The sequence below is a fragment of the Rheinheimera sp. genome, assembly GCF_020217005.1.
In the GTDB taxonomy this organism is placed as follows: Bacteria; Pseudomonadota; Gammaproteobacteria; order Enterobacterales; family Alteromonadaceae; genus Pararheinheimera.
In genome coordinates this window covers 1-10,000 of the sequence record NZ_JAIWOI010000152.1, presented here as the reverse complement: position 1 = coordinate 10,000, position 10,000 = coordinate 1, and the positions used below count along the sequence as shown (strand labels likewise).

Annotated in this window: 9 protein-coding genes; 7 read left to right on the top strand and 2 right to left on the bottom strand. The window is 46.5% G+C overall.

Annotated features, from left to right (window positions below; translation table 11 throughout):
* Nucleotides 1-265 precede the first annotated feature (265 nt).
* On the bottom strand, nucleotides 266-907 hold the full coding sequence (locus LDL40_RS07480) for a PilZ domain-containing protein (protein ID WP_300994614.1): 642 nt from the start codon (nucleotides 905-907) through the stop codon (nucleotides 266-268).
* A gap of 86 nt (nucleotides 908-993) precedes the next feature.
* On the opposite strand from LDL40_RS07480, the gene LDL40_RS07475 reads away from it, so the two are divergent.
* From LDL40_RS07475 to LDL40_RS07465, 3 genes are all read left to right on the top strand, one after another.
* A complete protein-coding gene (locus LDL40_RS07475) occupies nucleotides 994-2,205 on the top strand; it encodes a lipoprotein-releasing ABC transporter permease subunit (RefSeq protein WP_300994612.1) in 1,212 nt (403 codons plus the stop codon).
* A 96-nt stretch (nucleotides 2,206-2,301) separates the two neighbouring features.
* Nucleotides 2,302-3,000 (top strand): lipoprotein-releasing ABC transporter ATP-binding protein LolD, encoded by a 699-nt coding sequence (gene lolD, locus LDL40_RS07470; protein WP_300994610.1) that lies wholly within the window; start codon nucleotides 2,302-2,304, stop codon nucleotides 2,998-3,000.
* Nucleotides 2,993-4,231 carry a lipoprotein-releasing ABC transporter permease subunit gene (locus tag LDL40_RS07465; protein WP_300994608.1) on the top strand — a complete coding sequence of 413 codons (1,239 nt, stop codon included), beginning with the start codon at nucleotides 2,993-2,995 and terminating at the stop codon, nucleotides 4,229-4,231. Before lolD ends, LDL40_RS07465 begins: the two co-directional genes overlap by 8 nt.
* Nucleotides 4,232-4,237: 6 nt before the next feature.
* Here LDL40_RS07465 and LDL40_RS07460 read toward each other — a convergent pair whose 3' ends face one another.
* Nucleotides 4,238-4,771, bottom strand: coding sequence for a DUF2062 domain-containing protein (locus LDL40_RS07460; protein WP_300994607.1), 534 nt, complete (start codon nucleotides 4,769-4,771; stop codon nucleotides 4,238-4,240).
* Between the two features lie 25 nt (nucleotides 4,772-4,796).
* On the opposite strand from LDL40_RS07460, the gene LDL40_RS07455 reads away from it, so the two are divergent.
* The 4 genes from LDL40_RS07455 to LDL40_RS07440 all read left to right on the top strand — a co-directional run.
* Entirely contained in the window at nucleotides 4,797-7,007 is a 2,211-nt protein-coding gene (locus LDL40_RS07455) for a DNA internalization-related competence protein ComEC/Rec2 (RefSeq protein ID WP_367304305.1), read from the top strand.
* Nucleotides 7,008-7,075: 68 nt separating this feature from the next.
* Nucleotides 7,076-8,827 carry a lipid A export permease/ATP-binding protein MsbA gene (gene msbA, locus LDL40_RS07450; RefSeq protein WP_300994605.1) on the top strand — a complete coding sequence of 584 codons (1,752 nt, stop codon included), beginning with the start codon at nucleotides 7,076-7,078 and terminating at the stop codon, nucleotides 8,825-8,827.
* Complete coding sequence (gene lpxK / locus LDL40_RS07445; RefSeq protein WP_300994604.1) at nucleotides 8,824-9,813, top strand: tetraacyldisaccharide 4'-kinase; 990 nt, start codon at nucleotides 8,824-8,826, stop codon at nucleotides 9,811-9,813. Before msbA ends, lpxK begins: the two co-directional genes overlap by 4 nt.
* On the top strand, nucleotides 9,813-10,000 hold a 188-nt coding region (locus LDL40_RS07440; RefSeq protein ID WP_300994603.1), incomplete at its 3' end, for a Trm112 family protein. The genes lpxK and LDL40_RS07440, both read left to right, overlap by 1 nt.

Below are 10,000 nucleotides of genomic sequence, written 5' to 3'. Positions count from 1 at the left end.
TATAGCTGGTAAATAGACCAGGGTAAGGCGGCGCCAAACAGGCGGCCCCATTGTTTCAAATCTGAGCTGGAGGAGGGGGCTGGTAATGCATCAATGCGGATCATCAGGGAAATTCTTTACTCGTTATAAAAAGACCGCATGTTAGTACGGTCTGTTGTTTGATTTAGTTTTAACACAGTCCAATCTATACCCAAAGTAATTAACGTCGCAGTGGGGCAAACACGCGCCGTCTAAAAAGCAGCAGCTTCAGTTACGAAGGGGATATCTACTGCTGGCTTTGCTGCGCTTGCAACTGGCGTTGTTCTGCCTTGCGTTTTAGTTGTCTGGACTGCTCATGCAGGCTGGCTCTGACGACCATATCTCTGTCTTCATCCCGAATACGTCGAAACAAAATTTTGACCAGATAGTTTGGTTTTGGCTCAGCTTCTGAGCTTTGTTGCTCAATCACTTCCAACACTTGACCCAGGCAGAATAGGGCACCGTCATTATTATCCAAAAACAGTTTTACTTCGTACAGCTGACCGGCCTCGACCTGTTGTTCCATCCAGACCTGAACGCCTGAACCACCATAGCTAAAAGTATGAAAACGTTGTTTCGGATCATCTTGTGAGCGCAATACATAGTGAGTCAGAGCGTCTAATTTACGGGCTTGTTGTTGCAAATAAAGCGCCAAATCAGAAGATAAATCTTTAATTGCGTTAAAAGTGCGGATAGAGGAGTTATTTAACTGACTCAATTCGCTGGTCATTTTAAAAGCATCAGGAATAAGACGTAAAAAGCCATCCTGATCAGGCAAAGGATCTAAAAATGGCACTAAATTTACAGTCGTCTGATGTTCAATCTGAAAGTAGTCCGCAAATTCGTCTGCCAATTCTGCGGCTAAGTTTGTATTGCCTGGCTGTTGCATAAGGATACCTCGGGTAGCAAGCTTGTAACCTTAACGGATAATCACTATTATCGCAGCAATTTCTTCACCAACCCAAGTGGAAGTCTGTGAAAAGCCTGCAATTCCCTCTGAGTGTCCGTATTGGTTTGCGTTACAGCCAAAGCCGGAAAGGCCATGGCTTTTTATCTTTTATCACCTTGTTTTCTGTCACAGGTATATTTTTAGGCGTGATGGCGCTGACTATTGTCAGCTCGGTCATGAATGGTTTTGAGGCCGAGCTTAAAAAACGCATCTTAGGCGTGATCCCGCATTTAATAGTGCAAAGTGATACGACTCAACAGCTGGATCTTGCGACCCTGCAACAACAGTACCCACAAATTGTGCAGGTGACGCCTTATTTGCAGCTCGAAGCGCTGGCCCAGAGTCCGGGTCAGTTGACGGCTGTTTTGTTACAAGGTATTGAGCCCAAACAAATCCCTGCCTTTTTGCAGCAATCTCTGGTAACTGGGGATTGGTCTGATTTAACGAAACAGCCTTATTCAGTGATTTTAGGCGCCGGTCTGGCCGATGAATTGAAGGTAGGACCTGGTCAGCAAATACGTTTGTTGCTGGCTGAAGGCGGCAGTTTTACACCTATGGGCTGGTTACCACGGCAGCGGCTTTTTACTGTAACGGGCATTATCAATACAGGCTCAGAGGTAGATAATGCTGTCGCATTACTACATTTACCTGATCTTCAGCGGCTTGGTAGCAAAACCAAAGCAGCGCCACAGTGGCGGTTAAGTTTAGCTGAGCCATTTGCGGCTCCAGCCCTGGCCGATAAGTTGACAGAGTTTCCTGCTGTGGCGAAAGTCAGCGACTGGCGTGATAGTCATGGCAAGTTATTCTCTGCCGTTGCTATGGAAAAAGCCATGATGTGGCTGATGTTATTACTGATCGTCGCTGTGGCGGCTTTTAATATTGTCTCAGCGCTGGTGATGATGGTGACTGAAAAACAACGTGAAGTGGCGATTTTAAAAACACAGGGCATGACAGATACTCAACTTTTCAGCGTTTTTGCAGTGCAAGGTATGAATAATGGTCTGTTGGGGACCTTAAGTGGAGCTGTAGCAGGCATTCTGGTCGCCTGGCAACTGAACGGTATTTTATCGGTGTTGGGCATTAGTGTGGTTGCAGGTGTGGCTTTACCAGTCGATATTCAGCCAGTGCAAATTTTCTTTATCATAGTCTGCGCTTTAGTGCTGACGGCATTGGCTGTGGTTTATCCAGCATGGCGTGCAGTCCAAGTACAACCAGCAGAAGTTCTTCGAGATGAATAGTTTCCTCGTCGTCGAATACTTAGAGGAAACAGAGATCGCAGTTTTGTGTACCGGGCGCTCTCGCTCCGCAACATCAATTACTTTGGATAGAGTTTAATGACCAGTATTTTAACGGCCCGTCGCATCAGTAAAAGTTACACGGATGGCGCTAACGTCACTCCTGTGTTGCATCAGATCAGTCTGGACGTCAACGCTGGCGATATGCTGGCGATAGTGGGGAGCTCGGGCTCCGGTAAAAGTACCTTGTTGCATATTTTGGGTACTTTGGATCAGCCAGACAGCGGTGACATGATACTGTTGGGGCAATCTGTCGCTAAGTTATCGGCCAATGCTAAAGCCAAACTGCGTAATGAGAAACTAGGTTTTATTTATCAGTTTCACCATTTGTTGATGGATTTCACTGCACTGGAAAACGTGGCTATGCCACTGCTTATCCGTGGTGAGTCTAATGAAAAAGCAGAGCAAAAAGCTGCCGCTATGCTGACTCGTGTAGGACTAGCGCATCGTATCCAGCACAGACCTGCTGAATTGAGTGGCGGTGAACGTCAGCGTGTTGCTATAGCCCGGGCTTTAGTCGGGGAGCCTGCGCTGGTATTGGCGGATGAGCCTACAGGTAATCTGGATCATCAAACCGCTGAGAGTATTTATAAGCTGTTGCGTGAATTAAATCGTGAGCTGAAAACCAGCTTTATTGTGGTGACCCATGATTTGGCGCTGGCAAAGAAGCTGGACCAACAGTACTGGATGCGTGATGGCCATTTAGGCAAGACCATGGATGGCTTACCTCATGGCTAGTTTGTCCTGGCAACTGGCGCAGCGTTATCGCAAAAGCCGTAACAGCAACGCTTTTATTCGTTTTATTGCGGCATCTTCCACTATAGGTATAGGCCTGGGGGTCGCTATTCTTATTCTGGCTTTGTCAGTGATGAATGGTTTTGAGCTGGCATTAAAAGACAAGCTATTGTCTGTGATCCCTCATGTCGAGTTGCAGGCAGTATCTGACCCTATTGGTAACTGGCAGAAAAAGATCAAACCGTTGCAACAACATCCTGGCGTAGTAGCCGGTGCACCCTACATCAAAACCAATACCATGATCCGCAGTGGCGCTAAAGTCAAAGCAGCCAGTTTACGGGGTATTGAGCTGCAGCTAGAGCAAGGCATCAGTGCTTTAGGCTCTTTTGTGGTGGCTGGAGATTTAAGCCATATCAGTGAACATCAGATTGTTTTGGGTAAAGGTATAGCGGACGAAGTGCAGGCCAAAGTCGGGGATGAAGTGCAACTGATGCTGCCGCAAGTAACAGCTGAGGGTAAACTCGCCAGCCACAAACATGTCAGCTTAACTGTGGTCGCTATTGTCAGTATTGGTGGCCAACTGGATTATCAGCAAGCCTGGGTCGATATTGCTGCGTTAGGCCAATGGCTGAATTACCCACAAGGTGCAGTGCAGGGGTTTGCCTTTAAAATCGCTGATATTTTTACAGCGCCCACTTTGTCACGCGAGCTTGGCAATATGGCCACTGATTATGTCTATATGCTGGACTGGTTTCGTACTCAGGGCCATTTGTACAATGACATTCAGATGGTGCGTAGTATTTTGTATCTGGTGTTAGTGCTGGTATTGGCGGTAGCTTGTTTTAATATAGTTGCGACTTTAGTGATGGCGGTGCGGGAAAAACAAGGAGATATCGCTATTTTACTGACCATGGGGATGCCCAGACGTCGCATAGTCAAAGCTTTTATGTGGCTCGGCTGGCTGAACGGTTTAACCGGTACTTTGGTCGGTGGTGTAGTGGGGTTATTATTGGCCTGGCAAATAGAACCACTGTTTCGTTTAATCACCAGCTTAACAGGTTTTAGTTTGCTCGATTCCAGTATCTATTTTGTCGATTATGTGCCTTCGCATATTGAACCTGTCCAGGTGGTGATGACGATAGGCATCGCCTTAATCATGAGTTTGCTGGCTACTATTTATCCGGCCTTAAGCGCCAGCAAAGTGCAACCTGCCGCGGTATTAGGCCAAAGGTAAGATAAGTCAGAGTGAAGATTTTTCACTCTGACGTTTATCGGCACGGGATTTCCAGGCTTTTTTCGCAGATAAACACCAAAAGTAGTCCACCAGCACATAACCTGAAGCCGATAAAGTGCAGCCAATAATAAGACTGCCGAGCAGAAAGGGTTTGCCTATAGTATCCAGACTGTCGATCAACCAGCTTAAACTGACCTGAGGTTCTACATGATGGCCGGGATGGCCAAGGATCAAGGCGCCTAACTGATAACAGATAAAAAATATAGGTCCCATGGTGAGTGGATTAGTCAACCAAACCAATGCAGCTGATAGGGGTAAATTTACTCTGAATAAAATAGCCAAAGCTGCAGCAAGCACCATCTGAAAGGGCATAGGAATTAAGGCTACAAACAAACCCACAGCAAAAGCTCCGCGGGCTGAACGGCGGTTAAAGTGCCACAAATTGTTGTCATGCAACAAAGTGCCAAAGATCTTTAGCGAAGGGTGTTGCTTGATTTTTTCTGTATCTGGTAGATATTTCTTAATTAGATTCTTTGCCATTACAACTCATTAATGAAAAATTAACGTGAATCGTTTTTTCATCGGTGTGATCAGCGGATGCCTATTGTCATTATTTTTACCAATAGTGCCAGCCCTTTTGTGGCTTATTTTTCTGTTCTGTTTGATCTTGATCTGTATTTATTACCGTTTGTTTTTCGTCACAGGTTTCTGTTGTGCTTTGAGCCTTTGGTTGTGGCAAGTTCAGCAGCATCAGTCGCACACAGAGCAGCTACTTAGCATGTCAACGCCCTGGTTGACAGGCCAGGTGGCAAGTATCAGGCAACAGGATCCGCAGTTCAGCAGATTTTTATTTCAAATCAATGAAGGGTCTCTCAAAGGCTACTTGTTGAGACTGCGATGGCAAGAGGCGCCGCATAGCTTGGGACAAGGTCAGAGCTGGTGGTTGAAGCTAAGTTGTAAGGCAGTTAAAGCACCGGCTAATCCTGGTTCAGTAAATGTAGAGGCAAATGCCTATGTATCTGAAATAATAGGAAATTGTGCAGTTAAGGAAGGACTGTTACTGGATTCTCATTGGGATCATCGTCAGCAACTTTACCAAAGACTATTGTCAAAAATTGGCGATTTACCTTCTTTTTCATTGATCACTGCTCTCACATTAGGCGAGAGGCCTTTTAGTGACGAGTTGTGGCTTGGGTTGCAGGCGACCGCTCTGGGCCACTTAATATCGATATCGGGTTTTCATATCGGCTTGCTGTTTGGCTGGGTTTACGCGCTTGTCATCATGCTGTCCAGGCTTCATATCCGCCTGTTGTACTGTCGAAGTCTGGCTCCTTTTGCTGCTCTGGCAGCAGCCTGGTATTACAGTTTATTAGCTGGTTTTGCTATTCCGACACTCAGAGCCTTAGTTGCTATGATTTTGGCTGTTTACCTGATCCAACAGCGCAGACGTTTAAGTTACAGTCAAAGCTGGATTTTAGTTTGCGGACTTTTATTACTGCTGAATCCGTTATGGGTGATGAGTATAAGCTTTTGGTTAACGCTTTACGCCGTGGCGCTGATTTTTCTGTTTGTCTGGCGATATCCTCTGAAGGATCGAAGTCAATGGGGTGTCATCAAGCACGCACTGAAATTTCAGGCCCTGATGACACTCTTAATGAGTGCGCCAACCTTACTGTTTTTTCACGGAATAGCGCCTTTGGCGCTACTTTCAAATCTACTTTTTGTACCCTGGTGTTCTCTGCTCGTGATCCCATATTTACTGTTTGCCTTGCTGCTCGAACTGATACTACCTGCTGACATGCTGTGGCATTGGCAACTGGCAGAACTGGTGTTATCCCCTTTGCATCAATGGCTATTGGCCGGCGCCGCGATGGATTACTGGTGGCTGTTACCAGCTCAAACCGTTTTTTCTGCCTGTTGTGTTGCCTTGTTATTAATAGCCTGGTTTTTTCTTCCTGCGGCTCTGCCCAGACCCAGGCTCGCGCTGCTGATGCTGCCATTTGTGGCCTTGCTATGGTCAAAAACAGAGCAATGGCAACTGCATATGATAGATGTGGGTCAAGGCACAGCCATACTGTTGCAGAAAGGGGATAAAGGGCTTTTGTACGACGTAGGCCCTGTCTACGGCAGCTTCAACGCCACTGAAGCTTACGTTTTACCTTATCTGCATTTTCAGGGCATCAGACAACTGGATTATTTAGTGTTAAGTCATGCAGATTCGGATCATACCGGTGCTTTTGTTGAAGTAATCAACGCTTACCCAAAACTGAAATTAATTGCCGATTTTGACACAGGTTTTGCGCAGCAGCCTTGTTCATCTTTACCCGCCGTTTATCTGGATGCACTGTTGTGGTCGTTTCGAAGCCAGATTCAGCATCAGGGCGGTAATAACAGCTCTTGCGTTGTGGCAATCAACACTGTTGGCTGGCAAAGCTTATTGACAGGGGATATTGGTCATAGTGTAGAAATGGAATTAATGCAGCTTAATCCTAACTTGAGGACAGATTTGCTACTACTTGGGCATCATGGCAGCCGAAGTTCTAGTCATCTGGATTTTTTATCTAAGTTAAAACCTTTGCTGGCGTTGAACAGCGCAGCTTCTAATAACGCCTATGGACACCCGAGTAAAGAGGTGCTGGGCCGCCTGGCGTTGTTACAAATTCCGCTACTGAATACCGCAGAGCAGGGCGCTGTCCGGATTGAAATAACAGCGCGGCAACTCAATATCTGGCCCTATCGGCAGCAACCTTTGCCATTTTGGCTGCAAAAGCAGTGAACAATTGCTGAAAGCCAGTGCACAACAAGGTAGAATGGCGGCGGTTTTCTTATTCTCTGGGGTTAAATTTGTCTTCACAAACAACGGGTTCAATTAGTACCTTTAAACGTCTGATGCGGTATTTAAAACCCTACAAAGCGGGTTTTGCACTGGCGATGTTTGGTATGGCAGGCTATGCCTGTGTTGATATTTATTTTATCTCTCAGTTTTCCAGTTTCATTGACCGTGGTATCACCCAAAAAGATACGGCTTATTTAGCCTGGGCTCCGGTTTTTGTGGTCGGTATGTTTTTGCTTCGTGGGGTATTTAATTTCATCTCCAGCTACTGCTTAAACTGGGCGGGAACTCATATAGTGAAGGACTTACGCCAGCAGTTATTCAGCCAAATGATTGCTTTACCTGTCAGTTACCATGACAAGCACTCGACCGGTGAGCTGATCTCTAAAATTACTTACGACGCCGAACAAATTAAACAAGCCTCCAGCAAAGCTTTAGTGGTGCTTATTCATGAAGGTGTGTTTGTATTGGGCTGTTTAGGCCTGATGTTTTACAACAGCTGGCATTTATCGCTGATTTTTTTAGTCATAGCCCCGCTGATCGCCGTTATCGTGGCACAAGTATCCAAGCGTTTTCGTAAAATCAGCAGCAATATGCAAAATGCGATGGGCGATGTCACCACCAGTTCAGAGCAAATGCTGAACGGCCATAAAGTAATTTTATCTTTTGGCGCAGGCGATTTAGAAAACAACAGATTTAAAGCGGTGAATAACCGCAACCGCCAGCTCGACGTTAAGATGGAAGCGACCCGTGCCATCAGCGTCTCGTTGATTCAATTGATCGCCTCGTTTGCCCTGGCTTTTGTGATTTATCTGGCCAGCTTCCCGGCTATGCTGGAGACCTTAACGCCTGGTACCTTCAGTGAAATGATCACCGCCATGATGTTGCTGTTAAAACCACTGAAACAGCTAACCACTGTCAACAGTGACTTTCAGCGCGGTATGGCAGCGGCAGCTAATGTCTTCCTGGTGCTGGATGAAAAACCAGAGCAGGACACTGGTACTGTTGAGCTGAAACAGGTGACAGGTGCTATTGAAATTAAAGACTTAAGTTTTAACTACCCAGGCCATGACAAGCAGGTGTTAAAGCAGATTAATATCAAAGTCGAACCTGGCCAGACTGTGGCTTTGGTTGGCCGCTCCGGTAGTGGTAAAACCACCATCTCCAGCTTGTTGCCACGTTTTTATGAAATTGAACAAGGCGAAATTTTATTGGATGGTATCAATACCAAAGACTGCACATTGGATTCATTACGCTCGCAAATGGCTGTGGTATCGCAGCATGTGGTGCTGTTTAACGACACTATCGCCAATAACATTGCTTATGGCTACCGTGGTGAATTAAGCCCGGAGCTGTTACTGGAAGTGGCAGAGAAAGCCCATGTGATGGAGTTTGTGCAGCAGATGCCTGAAGGACTCGACACTGAAATTGGTGAAAACGGTGTAACTTTATCTGGTGGTCAGCGTCAACGTATTGCTATAGCCCGTGCTTTATTGCGTCAGGCTCCACTGCTTATTCTGGATGAAGCTACTTCGGCTTTGGATACCGAGTCAGAACGTAAAATTCAGGGCGCTTTGGATGAGTTATTTAAAGGCCGTACCAGTATTGTGATAGCGCACCGGTTATCCACTATTGAAAATGCCGATCAGATTTTAGTGATGGATCAGGGCCAGATTGTAGAGCAGGGCACTCATCAGTCTTTGCTGGCACAAAACGGCTATTATGCGCAGCTTTATAAAATGCAATTTAGTGAAGTCGGATGAACTGGTGGGAGAAAGGCTGGTATCAGCAGCACCCTTTTACCTTAGTGTTTTGGCCTTTGAGTCTGCTCTATCGGCTGATTGCACAGCTGCGTCGTTTGGCGTATCAGCGCGGCTGGTTGCGATCTTATGCGGTGGATAAGCCTGTTGTCATAGTGGGTAATATTTCAGTAGGCGGCACAGGCAAAACCCCTTTTACCTTGTGGCTCTGTCAGTTTTTAACAGAGCAGGGATTTACCCCTGGTATTGTCAGTCGGGGTTATGGCGCCCGTATCACAGAGCCAGTGCGCGTCACTTCTTTGCATCAGGCCTGCGATGTCGGGGATGAGCCTTTGCTGCTCGCCAGCAAAAGTCATTGCCCTGTGGTGGTCTGTCCGGACCGGGTGGCAGCAGTTGTGTATCTGCTTGCCAACACAGACTGCGATATAGTGATCAGTGACGATGGACTGCAGCATTACCGATTACAACGTGATTTGGAGTTGGTGTTGATTGACGGTCAGCGCAAACTAGGTAATCAGCAGTTATTACCTGCAGGGCCATTAAGGGAGCCGGTTGCGCGTTTACAGACTGTGGATGCGGTGATAGTCAACAGTGGTGACTTTACGACAGCAAACTCTGGCAGCCAGACAACGCATAAAATGCTGTTAAAGCCTGTTAGGCCGCAAGCTCTGGATGGCCAGAGTCAATGGCCGGAACAAGGCCAGGCTGTGACTTTAGTGGCGGCTATTGGTAATCCACAACGTTTTGTCGATACGGTAAAAAGTGTAGGTATTGAGGTGAAAGCCACAGCATTTTTCCGTGATCATTTTGCTTTTGATGAACAAAGTCTGGCTGATATCGAAGGCCCAGTGCTGATGACGGAAAAAGATGCGGTCAAATGCCGCGCTTTTGCCAAGGCCAATTGGTATTACCTGCCGGTTGAAGCCGAACTTTCGGACCAATTTAAATTCTGGCTGCAGCAACAGCTGCGTCAATGGAGAGATGAATAATGGCTTTAAATATCGCCTTACTGGACATCATTGCCTGTCCACTGTGCAAAAATAAACTGAAACTGGATAAAGAAAAGCAGGAACTGATTTGTACTGCCGATCGTTTGGCTTATCCGATTAAACAACATATCCCAGTGCTGCTCACCTCTGAAGCGCGCACTTTAACTCTGGATGAGGCGGACAAATG

Coding starts and splice junctions, on each gene's coding strand:
- LDL40_RS07480 (WP_300994614.1), bottom strand. CDS start 907: ATGCAACAGCCAGGCAATACAAACTTAGCCGCAGAATTGGCAGACGAA.
- lolD (WP_300994610.1), top strand. CDS start 2,302: ATGACCAGTATTTTAACGGCCCGTCGCATCAGTAAAAGTTACACGGAT.
- LDL40_RS07465 (WP_300994608.1), top strand. CDS start 2,993: ATGGCTAGTTTGTCCTGGCAACTGGCGCAGCGTTATCGCAAAAGCCGT.
- LDL40_RS07460 (WP_300994607.1), bottom strand. CDS start 4,771: ATGGCAAAGAATCTAATTAAGAAATATCTACCAGATACAGAAAAAATC.
- lpxK (WP_300994604.1), top strand. CDS start 8,824: ATGAACTGGTGGGAGAAAGGCTGGTATCAGCAGCACCCTTTTACCTTA.